This window comes from Micromonospora gifhornensis (assembly GCF_016863515.1).
Taxonomy (GTDB): Bacteria; Actinomycetota; Actinomycetes; order Mycobacteriales; family Micromonosporaceae; genus Micromonospora; species Micromonospora gifhornensis.
On record NZ_BOPA01000015.1, the window covers coordinates 1 to 25334 of the forward strand.

At 70.1% G+C, this 25334-nt stretch carries 24 protein-coding genes; 20 read left to right on the forward strand and 4 right to left on the reverse strand.

Translation table 11 applies throughout. The features are described 5' to 3' along the window. Positions 1 to 149: 149 nt before the first annotated feature. The 13 genes from Vgi01_RS09825 (at position 150) to Vgi01_RS09885 (ending at position 13001) form a co-directional block, all read left to right on the forward strand. The gene (locus Vgi01_RS09825) at positions 150 to 794 is read left to right on the forward strand and encodes a M23 family metallopeptidase (protein ID WP_204290803.1); all 645 of its coding nucleotides are present in this window, start codon (positions 150 to 152) and stop codon (positions 792 to 794) included. A gap of 131 nt (positions 795 to 925) precedes the next feature. Continuing rightward, the gene (locus Vgi01_RS09830) at positions 926 to 2461 is read left to right on the forward strand and encodes an ABC transporter substrate-binding protein (protein ID WP_102659387.1); all 1536 of its coding nucleotides are present in this window, start codon (positions 926 to 928) and stop codon (positions 2459 to 2461) included. A gap of 18 nt (positions 2462 to 2479) precedes the next feature. Then, positions 2480 to 3424 carry an ABC transporter permease gene (locus tag Vgi01_RS09835; RefSeq protein WP_102659386.1) on the forward strand — a complete coding sequence of 315 codons (945 nt, stop codon included), beginning with the start codon at positions 2480 to 2482 and terminating at the stop codon, positions 3422 to 3424. Next, positions 3421 to 4314, forward strand: a complete 894-nt coding sequence (locus Vgi01_RS09840) for an ABC transporter permease (protein WP_204290804.1) — start codon at positions 3421 to 3423, stop codon at positions 4312 to 4314. Before Vgi01_RS09835 ends, Vgi01_RS09840 begins: the two co-directional genes overlap by 4 nt. Continuing rightward, complete coding sequence (locus Vgi01_RS09845; protein WP_102659384.1) at positions 4311 to 5297, forward strand: ABC transporter ATP-binding protein; 987 nt, start codon at positions 4311 to 4313, stop codon at positions 5295 to 5297. The genes Vgi01_RS09840 and Vgi01_RS09845 overlap by 4 nt, the downstream gene beginning before the upstream one ends. Then, on the forward strand, positions 5294 to 6316 hold the full coding sequence (locus tag Vgi01_RS09850; protein ID WP_239088867.1) for an ABC transporter ATP-binding protein: 1023 nt from the start codon (positions 5294 to 5296) through the stop codon (positions 6314 to 6316). Before Vgi01_RS09845 ends, Vgi01_RS09850 begins: the two co-directional genes overlap by 4 nt. Before the next feature lie 96 nt (positions 6317 to 6412). Beyond that, complete coding sequence (locus Vgi01_RS09855) at positions 6413 to 6868, forward strand: RrF2 family transcriptional regulator (RefSeq protein WP_204290805.1); 456 nt, start codon at positions 6413 to 6415, stop codon at positions 6866 to 6868. 249 nt (positions 6869 to 7117) lie between these two features. Next, the gene (locus Vgi01_RS09860) at positions 7118 to 8137 is read left to right on the forward strand and encodes a sulfate ABC transporter substrate-binding protein (protein WP_204290806.1); all 1020 of its coding nucleotides are present in this window, start codon (positions 7118 to 7120) and stop codon (positions 8135 to 8137) included. Beyond that, on the forward strand, positions 8134 to 8982 hold the full coding sequence (gene cysT / locus Vgi01_RS09865) for a sulfate ABC transporter permease subunit CysT (RefSeq protein ID WP_204290807.1): 849 nt from the start codon (positions 8134 to 8136) through the stop codon (positions 8980 to 8982). The genes Vgi01_RS09860 and cysT overlap by 4 nt, the downstream gene beginning before the upstream one ends. Beyond that, positions 8975 to 9808, forward strand: a complete 834-nt coding sequence (locus Vgi01_RS09870) for a sulfate ABC transporter permease (protein WP_102659379.1) — start codon at positions 8975 to 8977, stop codon at positions 9806 to 9808. The genes cysT and Vgi01_RS09870 overlap by 8 nt, the downstream gene beginning before the upstream one ends. Then, the gene (locus Vgi01_RS09875) at positions 9805 to 10812 is read left to right on the forward strand and encodes a sulfate/molybdate ABC transporter ATP-binding protein (protein ID WP_204290808.1); all 1008 of its coding nucleotides are present in this window, start codon (positions 9805 to 9807) and stop codon (positions 10810 to 10812) included. Before Vgi01_RS09870 ends, Vgi01_RS09875 begins: the two co-directional genes overlap by 4 nt. A 237-nt stretch (positions 10813 to 11049) precedes the next feature. Further along, a complete protein-coding gene (locus Vgi01_RS09880) occupies positions 11050 to 11571 on the forward strand; it encodes a flavin reductase family protein (RefSeq protein ID WP_102659377.1) in 522 nt (173 codons plus the stop codon). Between the two features lie 251 nt (positions 11572 to 11822). Next, entirely contained in the window at positions 11823 to 13001 is a 1179-nt protein-coding gene (locus Vgi01_RS09885; RefSeq protein ID WP_158244923.1) for a low temperature requirement protein A, read from the forward strand. A gap of 40 nt (positions 13002 to 13041) precedes the next feature. Here Vgi01_RS09885 and Vgi01_RS09890 read toward each other — a convergent pair whose 3' ends face one another. From Vgi01_RS09890 to Vgi01_RS09900, 3 genes are read right to left on the reverse strand one after another with little or no spacing between them, the layout of a single operon-like run. Then, complete coding sequence (locus Vgi01_RS09890; protein WP_204290809.1) at positions 13042 to 13989, reverse strand: carbohydrate kinase family protein; 948 nt, start codon at positions 13987 to 13989, stop codon at positions 13042 to 13044. A 1-nt stretch (position 13990) separates the two neighbouring features. After that, positions 13991 to 14938: a glycoside hydrolase family 68 protein gene (locus Vgi01_RS09895; protein ID WP_204290810.1), complete on the reverse strand. Its 948-nt coding sequence runs from the start codon at positions 14936 to 14938 to the stop codon at positions 13991 to 13993. 50 nt (positions 14939 to 14988) lie between these two features. Further along, positions 14989 to 16035: a LacI family DNA-binding transcriptional regulator gene (locus Vgi01_RS09900; RefSeq protein WP_102659373.1), complete on the reverse strand. Its 1047-nt coding sequence runs from the start codon at positions 16033 to 16035 to the stop codon at positions 14989 to 14991. A gap of 351 nt (positions 16036 to 16386) precedes the next feature. Between Vgi01_RS09900 and Vgi01_RS09905 the strand changes: the two genes are divergently transcribed. From Vgi01_RS09905 to Vgi01_RS09920, 4 genes are read left to right on the forward strand one after another with little or no spacing between them, the layout of a single operon-like run. Next, positions 16387 to 17748 carry an ABC transporter substrate-binding protein gene (locus Vgi01_RS09905; protein WP_204290811.1) on the forward strand — a complete coding sequence of 454 codons (1362 nt, stop codon included), beginning with the start codon at positions 16387 to 16389 and terminating at the stop codon, positions 17746 to 17748. 45 nt (positions 17749 to 17793) lie between these two features. Next, the gene (locus tag Vgi01_RS09910; RefSeq protein WP_102659372.1) at positions 17794 to 18759 is read left to right on the forward strand and encodes a carbohydrate ABC transporter permease; all 966 of its coding nucleotides are present in this window, start codon (positions 17794 to 17796) and stop codon (positions 18757 to 18759) included. Beyond that, positions 18756 to 19583 carry a carbohydrate ABC transporter permease gene (locus Vgi01_RS09915; RefSeq protein WP_013733644.1) on the forward strand — a complete coding sequence of 276 codons (828 nt, stop codon included), beginning with the start codon at positions 18756 to 18758 and terminating at the stop codon, positions 19581 to 19583. Before Vgi01_RS09910 ends, Vgi01_RS09915 begins: the two co-directional genes overlap by 4 nt. Before the next feature lie 4 nt (positions 19584 to 19587). Then, positions 19588 to 20736 carry a serine hydrolase domain-containing protein gene (locus tag Vgi01_RS09920; protein ID WP_204290812.1) on the forward strand — a complete coding sequence of 383 codons (1149 nt, stop codon included), beginning with the start codon at positions 19588 to 19590 and terminating at the stop codon, positions 20734 to 20736. Between the two features lie 63 nt (positions 20737 to 20799). On the opposite strand, the gene Vgi01_RS09925 is transcribed toward Vgi01_RS09920, so the two are convergent. Continuing rightward, entirely contained in the window at positions 20800 to 21261 is a 462-nt protein-coding gene (locus Vgi01_RS09925) for a VOC family protein (protein ID WP_204290813.1), read from the reverse strand. Between the two features lie 416 nt (positions 21262 to 21677). Between Vgi01_RS09925 and Vgi01_RS09930 the strand changes: the two genes are divergently transcribed. From Vgi01_RS09930 to Vgi01_RS09940, 3 genes are read left to right on the forward strand one after another with little or no spacing between them, the layout of a single operon-like run. Further along, complete coding sequence (locus Vgi01_RS09930) at positions 21678 to 22748, forward strand: sugar ABC transporter substrate-binding protein (RefSeq protein ID WP_239088868.1); 1071 nt, start codon at positions 21678 to 21680, stop codon at positions 22746 to 22748. Beyond that, entirely contained in the window at positions 22745 to 24286 is a 1542-nt protein-coding gene (locus Vgi01_RS09935; RefSeq protein ID WP_204290814.1) for a sugar ABC transporter ATP-binding protein, read from the forward strand. Before Vgi01_RS09930 ends, Vgi01_RS09935 begins: the two co-directional genes overlap by 4 nt. Further along, entirely contained in the window at positions 24279 to 25319 is a 1041-nt protein-coding gene (locus Vgi01_RS09940) for an ABC transporter permease (RefSeq protein ID WP_204290815.1), read from the forward strand. The genes Vgi01_RS09935 and Vgi01_RS09940 overlap by 8 nt, the downstream gene beginning before the upstream one ends. Positions 25320 to 25334 lie beyond the last annotated feature (15 nt).

Sequence of the window (25334 nt, forward strand, 5' to 3'; positions counted from 1 at the left end):
CGATCCAGGATCGAGTGGCTATTCGCCAATTCAATACCACTCGATCCTGGATCGAGCGTGACCTTGGTGCCCGAGGGTGGGCGTGGGTCGCACCGTGTTCGCTGACCGTCGGAGCAGCAGCGTTGTGGGGGTCTGACATGCTTCGGGGCGTGACGACCGGCCGACCTCGAGGACACCGGCGACGCCGTCGGCGTCTGCCCTGGCTGCTGCTGGTGGTCGGGCTGGTGGGGGTGCTCGGCGCGGTCGCGTACGTCGTGGTGCCGCAGGTGTTGCCGCCGGGGCCACGACCGTTGTTCCAGATGCCGGTGGGCTGCGGGGAGACCTGGCAGTTGGGCACCTATCCCGGTCACGGCGACAACGACGTGGACTTCTTCCCCCTCGACGGTGATCCGTGGGGGCAGCCGGTGCTCGCCTCGTACGCGGGCACGGTGACCGTGGCGGGCATCAACGGGTCGCTCGGTGGGCGTACGCCGGAGGATCCGGACGGGCCTCGGGGTCGCGGTGGCGGCTACTGGGTGAAGATCGACCACGGCGGGCGGTGGGAGACCCAGTACCTGCACCTGCTGGAACCGCCGATGGTGCAGGTCGGGCAGCGGGTCGCCCAGGGGCAGCAGATCGGGCGGATCGGCAGCACCGGCAATTCCGGTGCCCCGCACCTGCACTACGAGCAGCGTGCGGGCTGGCGCAAGGTGGAGACCTGGTTCGACGGTCAGCCGTCGGGCATCACCCACGACGACGCCGAGTACACCGTTCGATTGACAAGTAACAACTGCGCTGCCGGCGACCCGGGCTGAGACGGGCCGGCGCGCACAAGGTCACATCTCGATGGCGATGCTCGTCGACTGCAGGTCTCCAACCTGCCGGTCGGATGGTTTGCGGTTAGCGTGGGGGCCGGCAGCAGGCAGCAGAATCCAGGGGGAGGACCATGTCCAGCACCAGATTCCGGTTGGCCGGGGCCACACTCGCGCTGACGCTCCTCGCGGCGGCCGGGTGCAGCGCGGGGGAGGGCGTCGATGTCGACGGCGGGAACGGGACCGCCGCGGGCGGTGTCCTCAACGCCGCCATCGGCGGTGAACCCGACCAGCTCGACCCGCACAAGACCTCGGCCTACTACAGCTTCCAGGTGCTGGAGAACGTCTTCGACACCCTGGTGGAGCCGGACGCGAACCTGGAGATGCAGCCGTCGCTGGCCACCGAGTGGACCACCAGCGACGACCAGCTGACCTGGACGTTCACCCTGCGCGAGGGGGTCAAGTTCTCCGACGGTACGCCGTTGACCGCCGAGGACGTCGTCTACTCGTACAACCGGATCATCGACGAGAAGCTGAACACGGCGTACAAGTTCGGCACCGTCAAGTCGGTGGCCGCGTCGAACCCGACCACCGTGGTCATCACCCTGTCCGCGCCCACCCCGAATCTGCTGGCCAACCTGGGCGGCTTCAAGGGCGTGGCGATCGTGCAGAAGGCCAACGTGGAGTCCGGCGAGATCACCACCAAGCCGATCGGCAGTGGACCCTTCGCCATCGGCGGCTACACCTCCGGCGACAACATCCAGTTGGTCCGCAACGACAACTACTGGGGTGAGCGGCCCAAGCTCGACGGGGTGCGGTTCACCTTCGTCAGCGACCCCACGGTGGCGTTGCAGAACCTGCGCGGCAACGAGGTGCAGTGGACCGACAACCTGCCGCCGCAGCAGGTGCCCGCGCTGCTCGACGGCGACGAGCCGACCGTCGAGTCGGTGCCGTCGACCGACTACTGGTACCTGGCCCTCAACCAGGCGCGTAAGCCGTACGACGACGTCAACGTGCGCCGGGCGATCGCGTTCGCGCTGGACCGCGAGGCGATCACCAAGGCCGCCAAGTTCGGGTTGGCCACGGTCAACCAGACGGCGATTCCGCAGAACAGCGCCTTCTACTACGAGTACGCCCCGTACTCGCACGATGTGAACCAGGCCCGGCAGCTGCTCGACCAGGCCGGGGTCAGTGACCTGACCATGGACCTGATGGTGACGAGCGAGTACCCGGAGACGGTCACCGCCGCCCAGGTCATCGCCTCACAGCTGGAAGCGATCGGCGTCAACGTCAAGATCCGTACGCTGGACTTCGCGCAGTGGCTCGACGAGCAGGGCAACGGCAACTTCGACTCGTTCATGCTCGGCTGGCTGGGCAACATCGACCCGGACGAGTTCTACTACGCCCAGCACCACAGCGGCGGCACGTTCAACTTCCACAAGTACAACAACCCCGCCGTCGACCAACTGCTGGACCGGGCCCGCACGCAGACCGACCAGGGCGCCCGCAAGCAGCAGTACGAGCAGGTGGCCAAGCAGATCGTCGACGACGCCAGCTACATCTACCTCTACAACCCCGACGTGGCGCAGGGCTGGTCGAAACAGGTCACCGGCTATCAGGTACGCACCGACCGGGCGATCCGGTTCCGCGACGTGGCGTTGACACGGTGAGCGGGCAGGGGACCGCAGGTGGCCCGCTTCGTCATCCGCCGACTGCTCCAGTCCTGTGTGGTGCTGCTCGGCGTCACCCTCGTGGTGTTCCTGCTGCTGCAACTGGTGCCGGGTGACCCGGTCCGGGTGGCGCTGGGCACCCGGTTCGACCCGCAGACCTACGAGGCGCTGCGGGCTCGGGCCGGGCTGGACCAGCCCCTGGTGGTGCAGTACTTCGACTATCTGCGGCGGGCGCTGACCGGCGATCTGGGGGTCAGCTTCCGCAGCGGCCGGCCGGTCACCGCCATCGTGTTGGAGCGGCTGCCCGCGACGCTGTCGCTGGCCGTGACCGCTGTGCTGTTCGCGTTGGTGATCGCCCTGCCGCTGGGCATCGTGTCGGCCATGCGCAGCGGATCGTTCGTCGACCACGCGGCGCGGGTGTTCAGCCAGTTCGGCGTCTCGGTGCCGGATTTCTGGATGGGCATCATGGGCATCCTGCTCTTCGCCGGGGTGCTCGGCTGGCTGCCGCCGTCGGGGTACGTGGCGTTGACCGAGGACCCGGCCCGGTGGGCGTCGCACGTCGCCCTGCCGGCGGCGACCGTGGGCCTGGTGACCGCGTCGATCCTGACCCGGTTCATCCGCTCGTCGATGCTTGAGGTGCTGTCGGAGGACTACGTCCGTACCGCCGAGGCGAAGGGGCTGCGGACCCGGGTGGTGGTGTTGCGGCATGTGCTGCGCAACGCCCTGATCCCGGTGGTCACCGTGGTGGCGGTGCAGTTGGCGAGCCTGCTCGGCGGGGTGATCGTGATCGAGGTGCTGTTCGCCTGGCCGGGCATCGGCCGGCTCACCTTCGACGCGGTCCAGGCCCGCGACTATCCCGTACTCCAGGGCGCGGTGTTGCTGGTCGCGGCGCTGTTCCTACTGGTCAACCTGTTGGTGGACATTCTCTATGCCCGCCTCGACCCGAGGATCACTGTCAAATGAGCGCGCCGACGGTCAGCCCGAGCGAGGGGCAGTTGCGGCGTGCCGCGTCGGCGTTGCGCCACGACCCGCTGGCCCTGACCGGCGCCGCGGTCCTGGTGCTGCTGGTCGTGGTCGGGGTGGCCGGGCCGTGGCTGGCACCGTCCGGCATCAACGACGTGGACGTCGACCGGATGCTGCAGGCGCCCAGTTGGGCGCATCCGTTCGGCACCGACGAACTCGGCCGCGACGTGCTCAGCCGGGTCATGGTCGCCGCCCGGGTGTCCCTTCAGGTCGGCGCGGTCAGCGTCGGCATCGCCCTGCTCGCCGGGGTCACCCTCGGCCTGTTCGCCGGCTACTACCGGGGCTGGGTGGACAACCTGCTGATGCGCTGCATGGACGTGCTGTTCGCGTTCCCGGTGCTGCTGCTCGCGGTGGCCATCGTGGCGGTGCTCGGGCCGGGCCTGCTCACCGCGATGATCGCCATCGGGGTGGTCTACACGCCGATTTTCGCCCGGGTCACCCGGGCCGGTGTGCTCTCGGTGCGGGAGCAGGTCTTCGTCCGGGCTGCGGTTTCCATCGGCGCGTCCGACCTGCGGATCATGCGTCGGCACGTGTTGCCGAACATCGCCGCGCCGCTGATCGTGCAGACGTCGTTGTCGCTGGCCTTCGCGATCCTGTCCGAGGCGGCGCTGTCCTTCCTCGGTCTCGGGGTGCAGCCGCCGGCCCCCGCCTGGGGTCGGATGCTCTACGACGGTCGGGGTTTCGTCACCGACGCCTGGTGGCTGGGTGTCTTTCCGGGTGCCGCCATCTTCTGCACCGTGCTGGCGTTCAACCTGGTCGGTGACGCGTTGCGTGACGTGCTCGACCCCCGTCAGTTGACTGTCAACGAGGCCAGGAGGAGCACCGGATGAGCGATGCCGTACTGGCCGTGTCGGGGCTCACCGTCACCATCGGCACCCGGCGTGGTCCGGCCCGCGCCGTGGCCGGGGTCGACTGGTCGGTCCAGGCGGGGCAGACCCTCGCCCTGGTCGGCGAGTCGGGCAGCGGCAAGAGCATGAGCGTGCTCGCCGCCACCGGCCTGGCGCCGCGCGCCGCCCGGGTGACCGGCAGCGTACGGCTGCTCGGGTCGGACTTCACCGCGTTACCGGCGGACCGGCGGCGGCGGATGCGGGGTCGGCACGTCGGGTTCGTCTTCCAGGATCCGATGACCTCACTCAATCCGGTGTTGAGCGTGGGTCGGCAGGTCGCCGAGGCCGGCGAGGAACACCTCGGGTTGACCCGGCGGGCCGCCCGTACCCGCGCCATCGAGCTGCTCGACCTGGTCGGCATCCCGTCGGCCGCGCAACGGGTGGACGCCTACCCGCACCAGTTCTCCGGCGGCATGCGCCAACGGGTGGTCATCGCCATGGCGTTGGCCTGCGAACCGGATCTGCTGATCGCCGACGAGCCGACCACCGCGCTGGACGTCACCACCCAGGCCCAGATCGTCGAGCTGGTCGCCGACCTGCAACAGCGCCTCGGCACCGCGGTCGTCTGGATCACCCACGACCTGGGCGTGGTCGCCGGCATCGCGGACACGGTGGCGGTGATGTACGCCGGGCGGATCGTCGAACAGGGGCCGGTCGAGGCGGTGTTCGACCGGCCGGGGCACCCGTACACCTCGGCTCTGCTCGCCGCCCGACCTGAGCCGGGGGCCGGCGGTGGCGACCTGGTCACCATCGCCGGCGCGCCACCCAGCCCGCACGACCTACCTGCCGGCTGTGCCTTCTGGCCCCGCTGCCCGGTGCGCGGCGACGCCCGATGCGAGCACGAGCTGCCGCCGCTGGTCCCGGTTGCCGGCGCACATCACGTCCGCACCTTCTACCCGCAGCGACCCGACGGGGAGGGCCGATGAAGCGCGGTGAGGTGCAGGTGCCGATGCAGCGGGGATCGGCCGACGTGGTCGCCGAACTCGACGACCTGCGGGTCTGGTTCCCGACCTCGGCCGGTGTGGTCCGGGCGGTCGACGGGGTGTCCTTGCAGGTACGCCGGGGCGAGACGCTGGGGCTGGTGGGGGAGTCGGGCAGCGGCAAGTCGACAACCGGTCTGGCGCTGCTGCGCCTGGTCGATCCCACCACGGGCAGTGTCCGGGTGGCCGGGCAGGACGTGACCGGCTGGTCACGTCGGCAGCTGCGGGCGTTGCGGCGTCGGGTCGCCATGGTGTTCCAGGATCCGCAGGCGTCGCTCGACCCGCGCCGTACCGTCGGGTCCAGCATCGCCGAACCGTTGATCGTGCACCGGCTCGTCGACAGCTCCGCCGCTCGTCGTCGCCGCGTCGAGGAACTGCTCGACGCGGTGGGTCTGCGACGGGACCTGGCCGACCGGCACCCGCACGAGCTCTCCGGCGGCCAGCGGCAGCGGGTGGGTATCGCCCGCGCGCTCGCCGGCGAGCCGGACCTGATCGTCCTCGACGAGCCGATAGCCTCGCTCGATCTCAGCGTGCAGGCGCAGATCATGAATCTGCTGCGCGGGCTGCAACGGGACCTGGGACTGACCTACCTGTTCATCGCCCACGACCTGGCCGCCGTCGAGCACATGAGCGACCGGATGGCGGTGATGTATCTGGGTCGCATCGTGGAGAGCGGCACACCGGCGCAGATCTGGCGGGAGCCCGCGCATCCGTACACCGCCGCGCTGCTGTCGGCGATTCCGGTGGCGGATCCGCAGGTCGAGCGGGAACGTCGGCGGGTCATCCTCAGCGGGGACATTCCCAGCCCGGTCGACCCGCCCAGTGGCTGCCGGTTCCGGACCCGCTGCCCGCAGGCCCGACCCGACTGCGCCGAGACCGACCCGGCGCTCGTCGAGGTCGCCGCCGGGCACCGGGCCGCCTGCCTGTACGCGGGAGAGGCCGTACGGGCGATGCGCGTCTCCTGACGCCTCCGCCGGCACCATGGCACTTGACGCGCCGTACGACCTTGTCCAGTATCCCTATATGTTCGATGGAGTATGTAGGGCACCGGGGACGTAGGCGTGTACGTGTCAGCGCGATCGGACTACGCCGTACGAGCCATGTTGGCGATGGCGCAGCAGCACCCGGCCCTGGTGAAGGCGGCGGCGCTCGCGGCCAGCCAGGACATCCCGTACTCCTTCCTGCAGGGCATCCTGCTGGATCTGCGCCGTGCCGGTCTGCTGCACAGCGCACGCGGTTCCGACGGTGGATACGCGCTGACCAGGGCACCGGAGGAGATCACCGTCGGTGACGTGCTGCGGGCCACCGGCGGGCCGCTGACCACGGTTCGGGGGGCCCCGGCCGAGGTGGCGACGTATCACGGGGTGGCCGCCGGGCTGGGTGAGGTGTGGCAGTCGGTGCACCGCGCGATCGAGCGGGTGGTCGACCGGTCCAGCCTCGCCGACCTGCTCGTGACCGTCGACCGCTCGGCGGATGCCCACGCCGGTCGGGTCCGCACCCGGTCCGTCCCGGACTAAGGCTTGAAATCCTGTCGAGTTAGTGGGATATTCGGTGCGCGGTCGGGCAGGCGATCGATGCTGCCGCGCCGGCGTGAGCCGGGCGCGTCGGGATCGCGTCGTCGCACCGTTGTCGGCCGGGCACCGAGGCCCGGTCCGTGACCGCGATCCAACGCTGCATTTCCTGCTGGTAGCCCAAAACGGGCATATTCCCTATCTAGTCGGTCGGATATATAGAGTGCGGGCGCGCACTGGAGGAGGACACCTGCGATGAGGCTCCGGATCAGAACGGCCATCGCTGCAGCCATGGTCACCGGCCTGGCCCTGTCGGGCTGCGGCGGCGGCACCTCGGCGGGTGACTCCAGCACGTTGAACATCGTCGGATTCGCGGTGCCCGAGGCGGCCAACAAGGCCATCGCCGCGGAATGGAACAAGACCGAGGCGGGCAAGGGCGTACGGTTCAAGTCCTCCTACGGCGCCTCCGGCGACCAGAGTCGCGCGGTGGTATCCGGCCTCAAGGCCGACTACGTGCACTTCTCCGTCAGCAGCGACGTGACCCGCCTGGTCGACGCCGGTCTGGTCGACGAGAGCTGGGACGACGGCCCGAACAAGGGCATCGTCTCCTCGTCGGTCGTGGTCCTGGCCGTCCGCAAGGGCAACCCCAAGAACATCCAGGGCTGGGACGACCTGATCAAGCCCGGCATCGGCATCGTCACGCCCAACCCGGCCTCCTCCGGCGCCGCCCGCTGGAACGCCCTCGCCGCCTGGGGCCACATCGCCGCCAACGGTGGCACCGACGCCCAGGCCGAGGAGTTCCTCACCAAGCTGTTCGCCAACGTGGTGTCGCTGCCGGGCAGCGGCCGGGACGCCACCACCACCTTCCTCGGTGGCACCGGTGACGTGCTGCTGGCCTACGAGAACGAGACGATCCTGGCCCGGCAGAACGGCGAGGATCTCGACTGGATCCTGCCTCCCACCACCATCCTGATCCAGAACCCGGGCGCCGTTCTCTCCGACGCGGACCCGAAGGCGAAGGAGTGGCTGGACTTCGTACTCGGCCCGCAGGGCCAGCGGCAGTTCGCCCTGACCGGCTTCCGCCCGATCATCGACGGCGTCGACACCAGCGACATCGAGGGCGCGCTCGACCCGGCCAACCCGTTCCCGGCCCCGCAGAAGCTGCTCACCGTCGACACGGACTTCGAGAGCTGGTCGGCGCTGTCCAAGAAGTTCTTCGACGAGAACGAGGGCATCATCACCAAGGTCATCGCGGCCTCCGGGAAGGCGAAGTGACCTCGGCAACCCTCGCTCCGGACCGACCGGCGGCCCCCCGCCGGTCGGTCCGCAGCGGCCTGCCGCTGACCCGGGTGTCCGGGCTGGGCCTCGGCGTGGCCATGGTGTGGTTCAGCCTGCTCGTGCTGATCCCGCTGGCCGCCGTCGCGGTGACCGCCGCCGAGGGCGGCTGGGCCGGCTTCTGGCGGTCGGTGACCAACGAGCAGACCGCCGCCACCATCCGGCTGACCGTCGGCACCGCCCTGCTCGTCACCCTGGTCAACATCGTGATGGGCACCCTGATCGCCTGGGTGCTGGTCCGCGACAGGTTCTTCGGCAAGCGGGCGCTGGAGATCCTCATCGACGTGCCGTTCGCGTTGCCGACGATCGTCGCCGGCCTGGTGCTGCTCTCGCTGTACGGGCCGACCAGCCCGCTCGGGGTCAACATCGCCAACACCCGGATCGCGGTCTTCCTCGCCTTCCTCTTCGTCACCCTGCCGTTCATCGTCCGGACCGTGCAGCCGGTGCTGGCCGAACTCGACCCGGAGGTGGAGGAGGCCGCCGCGTCGCTGGGAGCCAGCCGGTACACCACCTTCCGGCGCATCGTGCTGCCGAGCCTCACCCCGGCCATCGCCGCGGGCGCGGCGTTGTCGTTCGCCCGCGCCGTCGGCGAGTACGGCTCACTGGTGCTGCTCACCGGCAACCTGCCGATGCGCACCGAGGTGGCCTCCGTACGCATCCTCAGCAGCATCGAGAACGACAACATCGACAGCGCGGCGGCGGTCGCGGTGGTGCTGCTGGCCATCTCGTTGGCCGTCATCGTCGTGCTCGACGTCATCCAGCGGAGGGTGGTACGCCGTGGCTGAACACTCGATCACCCGTACCCCGGTCGGTCGCCGGCCCGGCCGGTACGTGCTGCGCGCGGTGGTCACCGCGTACCTGTTCCTCCTGGTGGCCTGGCCGTTGTACCTGGTCGGCCGCAACGCCCTCGCCGACGGCTTCACCAGCCTGGGCGACATTCTCACCGATCCCGACGTCACTCACGCCCTGCGGCTGACCGTGGTCATCGCGGTGACCGCCGTCGTGATCAACACGGTGTTCGGCGTCGGCATCTCGATCCTGCTGGTCCGCTACGACTTCCCCGGCAAGCGGACGCTGAACGCCCTGCTCGACATGCCGCTGTCGGTTTCGCCCATCGTCGTCGGTCTGGCCTTGGTGCTTGTCTACGGCGGTCGGGAGGGCTGGTTCGGCCCGACGCTCGAAGCGGCCGGCTTCCAGATCATCTTCGCCACTCCGGGCATGGTGCTGGCCACCGTGTTCGTGGCGTTGCCGCTTGTCATCCGGGAGGTCGTACCGGTCCTTCAGGAGATCGGCGACGAGCAGGAACAGGCCGCCCGCAGCCTCGGCGCCAACGCCGTGCAGACGTTCCGCCGGATCACCCTGCCGGCGATCAAGTGGGGCGTGATCTACGGCGTCGTGCTCAGCCTGGCCCGTTCCCTGGGTGAGTTCGGCGCGGTGAAGGTCGTCTCCGGCAACGTGCTCGGCGAGACCCGTACGGCCACCCTCGTCGTCGAGGAGAAGTACCTGAACTTCGACAAGGGCGGCTCGTACGCGACGGCGTTCCTGCTGGCTCTCGTCGCTGTCGCCTGCATCATCGTCGTGTCCGTCCTGAGGCCGAAGGAAGACCGTTGAGCATCGAGATTGTCAACGTCGGCAAGCGTTTCGGCGACTTCGTCGCACTGGACGACGTGTCGGTGAGCATCCCGTCCGGCCGACTGACCGCCCTGCTCGGTCCGTCCGGTGGCGGCAAGTCCACCCTGTTGCGGATCATCGCGGGCCTGGAGCGTGCCGATGTCGGCAAGGTGGAGATCGAGGGCGTGGACGCCACCGGTCTGCCGCCGCAGAAACGCAACGTCGGCTTCGTGTTCCAGCACTACGCCGCGTTCAAGCACCTGACCGTACGCCGCAACGTGGCCTTCGGTCTGGAGATCCGTAAGCGGCCCAAGGACGAGATCCGTCGGCGGGTCGACGAGCTGCTCGCCCTGGTCCACCTGGAACAGTTCGCCGAGCGCCTGCCCGCGCAGCTCTCCGGCGGGCAGCGTCAGCGGATGGCGTTGGCCCGGGCGTTGGCCGTCGAGCCGACCGTGCTGCTGCTCGACGAGCCGTTCGGCGCCCTGGACGCCAAGGTCCGCAAGGAGTTGCGGGACTGGCTGCGCCGGCTGCACGACGAGGTGCACGTCACCACCGTCTTCGTCACCCACGACCAGGAGGAGGCCCTGGAGGTCGCCGACGAGATCGTGGTGATCAACGAGGGGCGGGTGGAGCAGATCGGCTCGCCCGACGACCTGTACGACCGTCCGGCCAACGAGTTCGTCATGCGCTTCCTCGGCCCGGTCACCCAGCTCGGCGACCAGTTGGTGCGCCCGCACGACCTGCAACTGTTCTCCGGCGGCACCACCGGCGTGGCCGCCCGGGTGACCCGGGTGACCCGGATCGGTTTCGAGATCCGCGTCGACGTGGCCACGACCGGCGGTCAGCCGGTGACGGTGACGCTCACCCGCAACGAGTTCCTCGCCCTGGGCATCGCGGTCGACTCCGAGGTGCGGGTGCAGCTCGCGCCGGGCAGCCCCAGTACGACGGTGAGCACCCCGGAACAGCGCACCGCCGAACCCAGCCTCGCCACGACCACCTCGTGACCCGGGGCGCGCACCCTGCGCGCGGCGTCCGCTGAACACTGTGGGTGCGTTTCTTGTCGCTGGAGCAGCAGGAAACGCACCCACAGCGTCGTGCTGTTGCGGCCGAAACGGGGAGAGCCGTCCGGGATCTGGACGCCACTTGTCATGGTCCGGTAGACCGGCTCAGAATATCGACATAACCAACCGGATCAGTAGGTTATTGACCGGAGGCCGTTCCCGGAGCGTAGGGAGTACCCCATGGCGCCGCCCACCGACGATCTCGAGCCCGTCGATGCCGACGTGGCGGAGCTCCGCAACCTCCTGCGTCACCAGGCGAGCACGGTCACCGTGGTCACCGCGCCCGGCCCCCCGCTGGCCGGATTCACCGCCACCTCCTTCTCCGCCGTCTCGCTCCGACCGCCGGTCGTGTCGTTCTGCGTGGACACCGGCTCGTCGAGCTGGCCCACCATGGCGGCGGCACGGCATGTCGGGGTGCACCTGCTCGCCCACGACCAGCACCAACTCGCGCGGACCTTCGCCACCAGCGGGATCAACCGGTTCGCGGCGCCGACCCGTTGGCAGCCCGGCCCGGAGGGCGTACCCGTCCTGGCCGATGCGCTGGCCTGGCTGCTGTGCCGGGTGATCGACCGGGTCAGGGTCGGCAGTCACGCCATCGTGCTGGCCGAACCGGAACTGCTCCGCAGCGCCGGCACCGGCTCACCACTGCTCTACCACCGAGGCCGCTACACCGGCCTACCGGCAGCCCACGTACCCGGCTGAAGCGCCCCTTCCGCCGAACCGTCCCGACGCCGTGCCGTGCCTGTCTAACATCGGGAAAGCCGCAGGTCGCGGTGAGGGAGGGGCGTCGGAGGATGGCGTACGGCAGCGGGCAGGGTGCAGCGCAGCGGACCTGCCGCCCGGCATCCGGCGGCAGTGACACCGGCCGAGGCCCGCTCGCCTTCCCGCGCAGCTGACCCGGCCTGGCTGTGGGCCGGCGCTGGCGGATCCCCCGACCGGCCCCCGGCCGGGGCGTGCCCACCGTCACCCCCTTCGAGATCTTCTTCGACCTGGTCTTCGTCTTCGCCCTCACCCGCATCGTCGCCTTCATGGGCAAGCCACCGGACCCGGTGGCGATGGGACGCGGACTGCTGCTGCTGATGCTGCTCTGGTTCGCCTGGTCCGGATACCTCTGGCTGGGCAACGAGACGCGCGTCGACCTGCCACCGGTACGCCTGGCGGTACTGGCGGCGATGGCGGGGCTTTTCGTCGCGGCCCTGGTCATGCCGGCAGCCTGGACCAGCGGACCGGGTCTGGATGGGCCACTGCTGCTGGCCCTGTCGTACATGCTGATGCGCGCCGTGCACGTGTCGCTCTACTACTGGGTGAGCGGGCCGATGCAGCGGTTGCGGCTCCGGCGCTTCGCCATGGCGAGCGTGCTGGCCTGGGTGCCCCTGTTGATCGGTGCGGTGTACGGCGGCTGGGCGCAGACCGGGCTGTGGGCGCTCGCGTTCGTGATCGAGGTCGGCGGGGATCGCGGGGTGGTGCAGAACCGGTTCGGTGGATGGCCGCTGCGCAGTCCCGACTACTTCGCCGAACGGCATGGCCTGATTCTGATCATCGCGCTGGGGGAGTCGTTCCTCGCGGCCGGTGTGGGCGTCGGCGTCGGCGTCATGGTCACCAGGCCTACGGTGCTGGCTGCGGCAGTGATCGGGTTCGTACTGATCTCCTGTCTGTGGGCGGTCCACTTCGACCGGGTCAGCCCGGTCGCCGAAACGGCGCTGCTGCGCGCGCGTGGCGCGCAGCGGGACCGGGTCGGCGCGGACGTCTACTCCCTGGGGCACCTGCCGCTGCTCGCCGGCGTCATTTACACGGCGCTCGGCTTCGAGGACGTGCTCGCCGTGGTCTCCGCCGGTGACGAGCCGGGTGGTCAGCCGCTGGGTTGGCCGGGCGCCGTCGCGCTCTACGGCGGGACCTCGCTCTACCTGATGAGTACGCTGCTGGTGCGGAGACTGTCGGGCTGTGACGGCGGGTTGGCGCACCTGCTCGTCAGCGTGGTGCCGCTACTGCTGCTGCCGGTCGGCCGGTCCCTGCCCGCCCTGGCGGCCATCGGCCTGCTCGCCGCCTACACGGTGGGCGTGGCGTTGTTGCCCCGGATCGAGTCCGCGCTGGCCGACCGACGGCAGGGCCCGACGAGTGCCGGCGAGCCGTGAACCCGGGCAGCTCCGATGGCGGGCACCGGACGCGGCGTGGTCAGGACGAGGTGCCCGGCTGAAAAGGGTTCGACAGCTCGTGTCGGTACGGCGGGTCGGCGCCCGGGCGGGTGCAGGTGACGGCGGCGACCTCGACCGCGTACCGCAGGGCCGCGGCGATGTCCGCGTCAGGCCATCCGGGTGCGGCGCGGGACAGCTGCGCCAGCAGCCCGGCGGTGAACGCGTCACCGGCACCGATGGTGTCGGCCACCTCGACGACCGGAGCCGGCTGCCGGAAGTGGTGGGGGCCGGACACGGCGAGCGCACCGCCGGCGCCCAGGGTCACCACCGCGAGGGTGACCCCGAGGTCCTGCCAGTGCCGCAGCACGTCCTCGACCGGTCGACCCGGGTAGAGCCAGGCCAGGTCCTCCTCGCTGGCCTTGACCAGGTGGGCCAGTCGCGCCAGGTGCTCGACGCGGGCGCGGGCCGGTGCGGGGCCACCGAGCAGGCCGGCGCGGATGTTCGGGTCGATGCTGATCAGGGTGCCTCGGGCCCGCGCGGTACGCAGGGCGTCGGCCACCCGGTCGGCGCCGGGGGAGAGGAACACCGCCAGCGAACCGGTGTGCAGGATGCCTCGGCCGGTCAGCGCGGGGGACAACTCCGCGTCGCGCCACTGCCAGTCGGCGGTGCCGTCGACGTAGAAGTCGTACGTGGCGACTCCGTCGTCGTCGAGCGAGGCGATCGCCAGGGTGGCCGGATCGTCGGTGTCGACGGCGTGACGCAGGTCGACACCGTTGGCGTCGGCGTGGGCGCGCAGGAGGCGACCGAACCGGCTGGTGGAGAAGCGGGCGAGCAGTGTCGCCGGTACGCCGAGCCGGGCCAGGCCGACCGCCACGTTGAGCGGGCTGCCGCCCGGGTGGGCGGTGAACCGGCCGTCCGGGTCCTGCACCAGGTCGACGACAGCCTCGCCGAGCACGGTGACCGTCGGGGAAGGGTCGCTGGTGTGCACCTCAGCCTCCGCTGGTCCTGGCGGCGGGTAGTCGGGGGAGCAGGCCGGTGCCCGGCTGGTAGTGCACGGGCACCGGGTCGCTGATCGCACCGACGAACTCACCGTCGACGTGGTCGACGAAGCCGATCAGGGACCAGCCGTCGTCGTCGGGCACCAGTCGTGGCGCGTACAGGTTCGGCAGCGCGATCGGCTGCGCGGCGGCCACGTCCCAGGGGCCCCCGACGGTGGGGGCGGGCACCACCCAGAGTTGGTGCTCGGGGCCGTCGGCGACGGCGTTGGTGCAGAACAGCAGCAGCGGCTGGCCGTCCACGACGGCGACCTGGGGCACCTCGAGGTGACCGAAGCCGGCCGGTGCGGACAGTGGCGGCTTGACGGTCCAGGTCAGCAGGTCCGGGGAGGTGGCGTGGCCGATGACGCCGCGTTCGGCGGCGGGCCCCTGGTTGGCCCGGGCGGTGATGAGCATGTGCCAGCCGTCGCCGGCCGGGTCCGGGAACACCCACGGGTCACGCCAGGCCTGCTCGTACCACATCTGGGGGTCGAGCAGCTCGTACCAGGTCGGGTCGGCCTCCACGAGCGGGCCGTCGCCGTGCCGGTGCCAGGTGATCAGGTCGTCGGAGACGGCGAGGCCGACGCGCTGGACGAGACCGTCCTCCGCCCGTCCGACACCCGTGTAGAACAGGTACCACCGCCCGTCCGGGCCACGGACCGTGCAGCCGGTCCAGGTCGCCAGGTCGTCCCAGGCGGGGGAGTCGGCGGGCACCAGCGCGTCGGGGACGAGCTGCCAGGAGCGGAGGTCCGCCGATACGGCGTGACCGATCGAGGCGCGCCGGTGGCGGCGGTGCGGGTCGAGCAGGGCCCGGGAGGCACGCAGGAAGAACGCGTGCCACGAACCGTCGTCGTCCTGGGCGTACCAGCTGTCCCACACCCAGTGGTCGGGCAGACGTAGCATGGCGGGGAACGTACCACTAAATCGGTTTAGCGGCTAGCACCGCACTGCCGTCAGTCGTGCTCCGCAGCAGGTGAGCCGGCCGGCGCGGCGACCGACCGGCGCCGCCGCAGCGGCATCGGCACGAGCGACTGCGCCGGGGCCTCGCCGTCGAGCAGCAACTCCACCGCCCGTCGCCCCATCTGCTCGTGCGGCAGGGCGGCCGTGGACAGCCGCGGGCGCAACCACGAGGCGGTGGGGTCGTCGTCGAAGGAGATCACCGAGATGTCGTCGGGGATGGTCAACCCCGCCTCGCCGAGCGCCTGGTACGCGCCGAAGGCGAGCCGGTCGTTCATGCAGATGATCGCGGTCGGCCGGTCCGGCCGGGCCAGCAGCGCCCGGGTCGCGGTGTAGCCGTGTTCCGGCAGCCACTCGGGACAGAAGCTCTCGACGAGCAGCGAGACCCCGGCGGCGGCGAGGGTGGCTCGGATGCCGCGTAACCGGGCCTCGGCGGCCAGCGAGATCTCCGGATCACGTTCCTTCTGCCGGTTGCGCCCGATCAGTGCGATCCGGTCCCGGTGGCCGCACCCGAGCAGGGTCTCGGCGATCGCGGCGGCCGCCCCCTCGTCGTCGGGCAGCACGCAGGGCAGGTCCTCGGCGCTCGTCGCGTTGAGCAGCACGACCGGCCCACTGAGGATCGCCGGCGGCACGGACAGGCGGCGGGTGGCCATGGCGGCGTAGATGACGCCGTCGACCTGGCGGTCCAGGATCGCCTCGATGGCGTACCGCTCGAACGTCGCGTCGCCCTGGGTCTCGGTGATGAGCAGGACGTGGTCGCGCTCGCGGGCGGCGTCCAGCGCGCCGCGGATCAGGCCACCGGCGAAGCGGGTGGTGGCCACGATGTCGGAGACGAACGCGATGGTGGCGGTCTTGCGGGTACGCAGACTGCGCGCGGCCACGTTGGGCCGGTAACCGAGTTCCTCGGCCGCGGCGAAGACCCGCTGGTGCGCCTCGGCGGACAGTCGGGTGCCCTCCCGCCCGTTGAGCACCATCGAGGCGGCGGTCTTGGACAGCCCTGCCCGCTTGGCGACATCGGCCAGGGTTGCTCGGTCGCGGCCCATCAGTCCTCCGATCGCGGCGGTCCGTCGCGCGCCGCCGTCCCATCATGATGCGTTGCGGCAAAGGACCGATCACCGGCGGGCGGCCCGGCCGGCGTCGGACCCGCCAGGTGAACCGGTTGTTTCCGGACCGTTGCCAACTGCTTCTTGACAGTGCCCGGCATCACGCGCATGCTCTGCTAAATCAGTTTAGCGACGTAGTTGAGCCGCTGGCGGAGGACGTAATCCGCCATTTTGTCATTGGATACCGCGAGCCGGAGTCCCGGTGCGTCGTCCCACCCGGCCGAAGGTCGATCCGTGGGGCGCGCGGACCGTCGGACGGCGAGGCACGCGGACGAGTCAAGGAGCATTGAGGTGCCGGAGTTCTCGACCAGGTTCACTCGACGCCGGCTGGCACTACTCGTGCCGCTGCTAACCGCCGGCCTGACCATCACCGCCTGTAGCGCTCCGGGCACGGAGCAGACCCCGTCGGGCGATGCCGACGCCGCGGTCAGCACCGAGCTCGGCACCGACCCGATCACCTTGGAGATGTACGCCGAGACCGGCTTCCCGCTGGCCAAGGCGCTCGCCGACGAGTTCACCAAGCAGCACCCGAACGTCACGTTCAACGTCCGCGAAGACCAGTTCACCGTCATCGTGGAGAACGCCCCGCGCGTCCTGGCCTCGGACAACGCGCCCGACATCATCCGGCTGCCGACCATGGTCGACCTGGTCAAGGACGGCCTGCTGAAGAACCTGGACCCGTACTTCGACGCCCACGGGTGGGACAAGTTCCCCGCCTCCCAGCTGGTGCAGCTGCGGCTCAGCGACGGTGGCGCCCAGCGTGGCAGCGGCTCCCTCTACGGCATGGGGCTGGGCTACAGCGTCACCGGCGTGTTCTACAACAAGAAGCAGGCCGAGCAGATCGGCATGACCCAGCCGCCGGCCACCATCGCCGAGTTCGAGGACCTGCTGGCCAAGGCCAAGGCCGCGAACCTTCAGCCGATCATGCAGTTCAACAAGAACACCGCAGGCATCAACTTCCCGCACCAGGCGCTGCAGAACCAGTTCGGCGACCCGCAGCAGATCGCCGACTGGATCTTCCAGAAGCCGGGTGCCACCTTCGACACCCCGGCCGCGCTCAAGGCCACCGAGAGCATCCAGAAGTGGGCCCAGGCCGGCTACTTCCCGAAGGACGCGAACGCCATCGACTACACCGCGATGATGGGCGAGTTCATGAAGGGCAACGGCGTGTTCATGTTCAACGGCGACTGGGAGTCGGCGAACCTGGACAAGAACATGGCCGGCAACGTCGGCTTCTTCCTCTTCCCGGGTGAGACCCCCGACGCCAAGCGGGTCGCGATGTCCGCGCCGAACACCTTCGGCGTCGGGGCCAAGGCCAAGAACGCCGACGCCGCCGCGTACTTCCTGAACTGGGCGCACACCAACGACAAGGCCCGGGAGATCTCGGTGAACGTCGGCGGCTCGCACCCGGGCGGCCCGAGCACGTCGGCGCTGCCGGCCGTGGGCGAGGGCACCGTGCTGGCCGAGACCCTCAAGGCCTCGCAGCAGCTCGGCGCCGACAACGGTGCCGTCGACTTCACCGCCAACGCCACCGGCGGCATCTTCGCCTCGGCGATCACCCCGGAGATGCAGAAGCTGATCGCCGGCCAGCAGAACCCGCAGGGCTACGTCAAGGCGGTGCAGGCCGAGTACGAGAAGGAACTGTCCCGCTGACCTCTTCCCCGGCCCGTGGGCCGGGGAAGCCACGGAAGGAATCCGATGACGTCTGCCCTCGGCAGCGTCCCCGCCGGGCCGGGCACCGCGACCCGGCCCGGCGGGGCGGACCCGGCGCGACCCGCGCGCCGAAACCGTAGGGGTCGCCCGACCAGGTGGATCGGGTGGCTCTGGGTCCTGCCCGCTCTGCTCATGTACGGCTTCTTCGTGCTGCGCCCGCTCGCGCTGACCGTGCAGTACTCGCTGTACCGCTGGAACGGCATCGGGCCGGCCCAGTGGGTCGGGTTCGACAACTACCTGACCGTCTTCACCGACCGGGACCTGCTGAAGATCATCACGAACGCGTTCGTCCTGATCATCTTCTTCAGCTTCATCCCGGTCGTGCTCGGTCTGCTGGTGGCCAGCCTGGTACGGCGGATCACCACCGGACCGGGCGGCACCCTGGTCCGTACCGTGCTGTTCCTGCCGCAGGTGATCCCACTTGTCGCGGCCGGCATCGCCTGGAGCTGGGTGCTGTCCAGCAACGGCCTGGTCAACCAGTTGCTGCGGGCCGTCGGCCTGGACCGCGTCACCCGTCCCTGGCTCGGTGAGTTCAGCACCGCGCTGCCGGCGGTCGGGGTGATCGGGACCTGGATCATGCTCGGCCTCTGCACCATCCTGCTGGTCACCGGCATGAGCAAGATCGACCCGTCGCTCTACGAGGCGGCCCGGATGGACGGTGCCGGCCCGATCCGCGAGTTCTTCGCCGTGACCCTGCCCAGCCTGCGCCAGGAGATCGGCGTCTGCCTCACGGTGACCGTCATCGCGGCACTGGCCAGCTTCGACATCGTCTACATCTCCACAAGCGGCGGTCCGGGCATCCAGACCACCGTGCCGGGCCTGGAGATCTACCGGCTCGCCTTCTCCCAGCGGCAGGTCGGGCTCGCCTCCGCCCTGGGCGTGGTGCTGATGCTGCTGGTGCTGGTCTGCGTGCTGCCGATCCAGCGGCTGACCCGAGGGGAGAAGCCATGAACCTGACAAGTCGCAGCGAGCGGGTGAGCGGGCGGATCTTCCTGATCGCCCTCGTCGTGGTCACCCTGCTGCCGTTCCTGAGCATGCTGTCGGCGGCGCTGCAACCGCGCGGCACCGTACCCACCGGTCTGGCCTGGCCGTCGGACCCACAGTGGAGCAACTTCGCCGACGCCTTCACCGCCGCGAACATGGGCGCCCTGCTCAAGTCCAGCATGCTGATCGTGGCCGGGGTGGTGCCGATCGGCGTGCTCATCGCGACAATGGCCGGCTTCGGCCTCGGTCACCTGCGGGTACCCGGCGGTCACATCGCCTTCGGGCTGCTGCTGCTCGGGCTGACCCTGCCCTTCGAGGCGGTGGTCACGCCGCTGTACTACCAGATGCGTGACCTGGGCCTGCTCAACACCCGCTGGGCGATCATCCTGCCGCTGATCGGCCTCTACATGCCGTTCGCGGTGTTCTGGATGCGGGCGCACTTCACAAACGTGCCGGCCGAACTGTCCGAGGCGGCGCGGGTCGACGGCAGCAACACCTGGCAGTTGTTCTGGCGGATCCACGTGCCGCTGGCCCGCCCGGCGATCGCCTCGCTGACGATCCTGCTGTTCCTCTGGACCTGGAACCAGTTCCTGCTCGCCATCGTGATGGTCGATGATGCCACCAAGCGGACCATGGCTGGTGCGCTCGGCGCTTTCCAGGGACAGTGGGGGACGGACCTGGTGCTGCTGTGCGCCGGGTCGTTGTTGATCCTCACCCCCACACTCATCGTGTTCCTGATCTTCCAGCGGCAGTTCATCAAGGCCCTGCTTCAGGGCTCAGTGAAGGGATAGCGGGTTGACCGACACCCAGATCCACGGTGACGTCGAGGACGGCTTCGGCCGGGTCGCCGACGTGTTCCGTGACAACTTCACCCACCGGCAGGAGGTCGGCGCCGCGGTCGCCGTCTACCGGCGCGGACGCAAGGTCGTCGACCTGCACGGCGGGTCGGCCGACCCCCGCTCGGGGCGACCGTGGACCGCCGGGACACCGGCCGTCGTCTTCTCCTGCACCAAGGGGATCATGACGATCTGCGCGTACCTGCTGGTCCAGCAGGGCCGGCTGGACCTGGACGCCCCGGTCACCCGCTACTGGCCCGAGTTCGGCCAGAACGGCAAGGCGGAGATCCCGGTCCGCTGGCTGCTCACCCACCAGTCCGGCCTGTCGGCGCTGGACAAGCCCTTCACCAGGGAGGAAGTGCTCGCCTGGGATCCGGTGATCCAGGCGATCGAGGCGCAGGCGCCACTGTGGAAGCCGGGCACCGCGCACAGCTACCACCCGATCACCTTCGGCTGGCTGATCGGTGAGGTGATCCGCCGGATCACCGGTGAGCTGCCCGGCGTCTGGTTCGCCCGCGCCCTCGCCGAGCCGCTCGGCCTGCGTACCTGGATCGGACTGCCGGCCGCCGAACGCGACGCGGTCGCCTGGATGCTGGGGCCGATCGGGGACCCCGGCCCGGAGATCGACCCGGTCTCCGAACGCGCCATCACCATGGGAGGTGCCTTCCCCTTCCCGGCCGACGAGAACAACGAGGTCAGCTTCAACGACCCGGCCATCCAGGCGGCGCAGGTCCCCGGCGCGGGCGCGGTCAGCACCGCCGAGAGCCTCGCCCGCCTCTACGCCGCCTGCGTATCGGAGATCGACGGACCCCCGCTGCTCACCACCGCATCCGTCGACGACGCGATCGCCGTCCGCGCCGCCGGCCAGCAGGTGTACGGCCACCCCGACGCCGGACACCAGTGGGGCACCGGGTTCCTCGTGCACTCGCTGCCCCGGCCGATGCTCGGGCCACGCAGCTTCGGCCACGACGGTGCCGGCGGGCACCTGGCCTTCGGTGACGACGCCCACCAGGTCGGCTTCGCTTACGTGGTCAACCAGATGGGCGGCGTCGACGACGAACGAGCCAACCTGCTCAGCGCCGCGGTGCGCGACTGCCTGGGGGAGTAGGACACCCGACGCCACGGCCGCACCCCCCGGCCGTGGCGTCGGTGTCACCCCCTCGTGGCCGGTTCAGTCCAGGCAGAACTCGTTGCCCTCCGGATCGGCCATCACGATGAAGCCGCTCTCGAACGGCGGCGCGGGTTCGACCCGGCGTAGCCGGCTCGCGCCCAGCGCCACCAGCCGATCACACTCGGCCTCCAGCGCGGCCATCCGCTCGTCGCCCTGCAACTCGGGCGCGACCCGCACGTCGAGGTGGACCCGGTTCTTGGTGACCTTGTCCTCCGGTACCTGCTGGAAGAACAGCCGGGGACCGTGCCCGTCCGGGTCCTCGATGGCCGATCGCGTGTTGCGCTGCTCCGGCGGCACCCCGAGTCGGGCGAGAAAGTCGTCCCACGCAGCCAGCGGGTCAGCGCCGTCGGGCAGGTCGACCCCGGGCGGACCCGGATGTACGTAGCCCAGCACGTTCCGCCAGAACGACGACAGTGCCGTCGGGTCATGGGCGTCGAAGGTGACTTGGATGTGGCGACTCATGCCCCCAGCCTGCCAGTGACGTCGGTCTTCGGTGGGCCGTCCCGGGGACGATTCGGGACGAGGGCTGACAATCACCGGGCGTCGATGTTAGCGTTCCCGGAGCGCCTCTGCGACGGAAAACAGTGATCGATCGGCGACCGGTTGTGACCGCCAACATCGGCGGGTGAACCGTTCGCCCCGCTGAGTCGTCACCGCGCACAATCATCAGACCTATCGGCGTGTCTTCGTCGCGGATCCACGTGTCGAGTGCCGCTCCGCCTCGGGATCGGGGCGTTGACGTTACGCGGCGGAAACGTATAACGTCCGATGTCTAGGCCGCCATTGATGTCTGATCCTTCGCCATCCCCGTCCGACCCGCGTCGCCGCCACCCCCGGGCGCGACCGTGTCGATGACTTCCCGATATGGAGGAACGGCAATGAACCGTAGGGCTCTGCTCGGTATGGGGGTGGCCACGATGCTCGCCGCGTCGGCCACCTTCGCCGCCGGCTGCGGCAACGACGCCACCGGCGGGTCCGGCTCGGGCGGCTCCGAGCTGCTCGTCGGGGTGGACTACCCGCGCTCCGACACCGACTTCTGGAACTCGTACATCACCTACGTGCCGCAGTTCGCCTCCGAGCTGGGGGTCGACCTGAAGACCACCAACTCGCAGAACGACATCGCGAACCTGATCTCGAACACCCAGACCTTCATGAGTCAGGGCGTCAAGGGCGTGGTGATGGCACCGCAGGACACCGCGGCCATCGCGCCCACGCTGGCCCAGCTCGACGACAAGAAGATCCCGGTGGTCACCATCGACACCCGGCCGGACACCGGCAACGTGTTCATGGTGGTCCGCGCCGACAACCGCGCGTACGGGACGAAGGCCTGCCAGTTCCTCGGCACCAAGCTCGGCGGCAAGGGCAAGGTGGTGATGCTCCAGGGTGGCCTCGACTCGATCAACGGCCGGGACCGCACCGAGGCGTTCAACGAGTGCATGCAACGGGACTTCCCCGGCATCACCGTCTTCGGCGAGGCCACCGACTGGAAGGCGGACGTGGCGGCGTCGAAGCTGCAGACCCGGTTCGCCTCCGACCCGGACGTCAAGGGCATCTACATGCAGTCGTCGTTCGCCCTCTCCGGCACGCTGCAGATCCTCAAGCAACGCGGTCTCCAGGTGCCCCCGACCGACCCCAGGCACGTCTTCGTGGTCTCCAACGACGGCATCCCCGAGGAGCTGAAGAACATCGGCGAGGGTCTCATCGACGCCACTGTCAGCCAGCCCGCCGACCTCTACGCCAAGTACGGGCTGGAGTACGTCAAGGCGGCGATCGAGGGCAAGACGTTCCAGCCCGGCCCGACCGAGCACGGCAGCACCATCATTCAGGTGCGTGACGGGCTGCTGGAGGACCAGTTGCCCGCGCCGCTGGTGACCCTGGACGGCGCGCCGATCGGCGGCGAGCCCACCACGAAGTTCGACGACGCCTCGCTGTGGGGCAACAACGGATGAGCGCCACCCGGCAAGCCCCGACCGACGGGCCGGTCGGCGACGACCAGCCCGTCGTCGAGGCGGTGAACGTCACCAAACGCTTCGGATCGACACTGGCCCTGTCCGAGGCCGGCATCGTGGTCCGGCGCGGGGAGACGCACGCCCTGGTCGGGCGCAACGGTGCCGGCAAGTCCACGCTTGTCGGCATCCTCACCGGCCTGCAGGCGGCCGACGAGGGCCGGGTGCTCTTCGGCGGCGCTGCGGCACCGCCGCTCGGCGACCGCGACGCATGGCGACGGCAGGTCGCCTGCGTCTACCAGAAGTCGACGATCATCCCGGCCCTGACGGTGGCGGAGAACCTGTTCCTCAACCGGCACGCCCGCGGGCCGGGCCGGCTGATCCGCTGGAACACCCTGCGCCGGCAGGCCCAGGAGCTGCTCGCCGAATGGTCGGTCGACGTCGACGTACGCCAGCCCGCCGCGACGCTCACCGTCGAGCAGCGGCAGTTCGTGGAGATCGCCCGGGCACTGTCCTTCGGGGCCCGGTTCATCATCCTCGACGAGCCGACCGCCCAACTGGACGGCGCGGGCATCGGGCGGTTGTTCGCCCGCATCCGCGACCTGCGCGCCCAGGGCGTGACGTTTCTGTTCATCAGCCACCACCTGCAGGAGATCTACGAGATCTGCGACCAGGTGACGGTGTTCCGCGACGCCCGGCACATCGTGACCGCCCCGGTGGCGCAGCTGAGCCGGCCGGCGCTGGTGGCGGCCATGACGGGCGAGGACGTGAGCATGCCCGAGGCGGCACCTCGGCCGCCGTCGCGCGAGGTGCCGGTGCTGGTGTCGGTACGCGACCTGGTCACCGCCTCCGGCGCGCAACTGTCGCTGGAGGCGAGGGCCGGCGAGGTCGTCGGGATCGCCGGTGGCGGCGGCAGCGGCAAGGTCGAGGTGGCCGAGGCGATCGTCGGACTGGCCCGCCCGGCGGGCGGGACGATCACCCTCGACGGCCGGCGGTTGCGTCCCGGCAGCGTGCCCGACGCGCTGGCCGCCGGCGTGGGTCTGGTCCCGCAGGACCGGCACCGGGAGGGACTGGTGCCGCTGCTGTCCATCGCGGAGAACGTCACGATGACCGTGCCGCACCGGGTCGGCCGGCGGGGTCTCATCTCCCCGGCGCGCCGCGACGCCCTCGCCCGGCAGAGCATCGCCGACCTCGCGATCAAGGCGGCCGGCCCGCAGGTGCCCGTCGCGGAGCTGTCCGGCGGCAACCAGCAGAAGGTGGTGATGGGCCGGGCGCTGGCCAGTGACCCGAAGCTGCTGGTGCTCATCACGCCGACCGCCGGTGTCGACGTGCGGTCCAAGCAGACCCTGCTCGGCGTCGTCGAGCAGGTACGACGCCGCGGCACCACCGTGCTCGTCGTCTCCGACGAGGTCGACGACCTGCGGATCTGCGACCGCGTGCTGGTGATGTTCCAGGGACGGGTCGTCCGCGAGATGGCCCACGGCTGGAGCGACAACGATCTGGTAGCCGCCATGGAAGGGGTGGATCTCCACCATGTCTGAGACGCTGTCCACCGCCGCGTCACCGGCTGCCGCGCCACCACCGTCGGCCGGGCCGCCGTCGCGGACGCTGGCCATCGCCCGACTGCGGGACCTGGCCCTGGTGCCGGCGATCATCGCGGTCGCGGTCGTCGGCTTCGTCGTCAACCCGGTCTTCCTCAGCTCCGACAACATCATCAACGTGCTGCAGAGCATGTCGGAGATCGCGATAGTGGTGCTCGCCCAGACGATCGTGCTGATCACCGGGAAGATGGACCTGTCCCTGGAATCCACCTTCGGACTCGCCCCCGGCATCGCCGCCTGGCTGGTCATCGACCCGGCCCTGACCCGCGGCCTCGGGCTCGACGTGCTGCCGTCGGCCTGGGCGGTCCCGGTCGTGCTTGCCGTCGGCGCCCTCGTCGGCGCCTTCAACGGCCTGCTCATCGTCCGGTTCGGCCTCAACGGGTTCATCGTCACGCTGGGCATGCTCATCGTGCTGCGCGGACTGCTTACCGGCATCTCTGGGGGCAAGACCTTCTTCGCCCTGCCCGAGTCGATGACCTACCTGGGCTCGGCGAGCTGGTTCGGCGTACCGGTGTCGATCTGGGTGTCGTTGCTGCTGTTCGCCGTCGGCATCGTGGTGCTGGGCTACACCCGGGCCGGTCGGGCGCTCTACGCCATCGGCGGCAACGTCGACGCGGCCCGCGCCGCCGGCATCCGTACCGACCGGGTGCTGTGGATCGCGCTGATCGTCGCCAGCATGCTCGCCGCCCTGGCCGGGCTGCTGATCAGCGGTCGGCTCGCCTCGGTGCCCGCGGCGCAGGGCAGCGGCGCCATCTTCCAGGTGTTCGCCGCCGCCGTCATCGGTGGGGTCAGCCTCAACGGCGGCAAGGGCACAGTGTTCGGCGCCTTCACCGGCGTCCTGCTCCTGTTCATGATCATCAACGTGTTGACGCTGGCCGGTGTGCCCGCACAGTGGACCAACTTCCTCAACGGCACGGTCATCCTGGTGGCCCTGGTGGTCTCCCGCATCACCGGAGGCAAGGCCCAGACATGAGGTGCACCGCTGCGG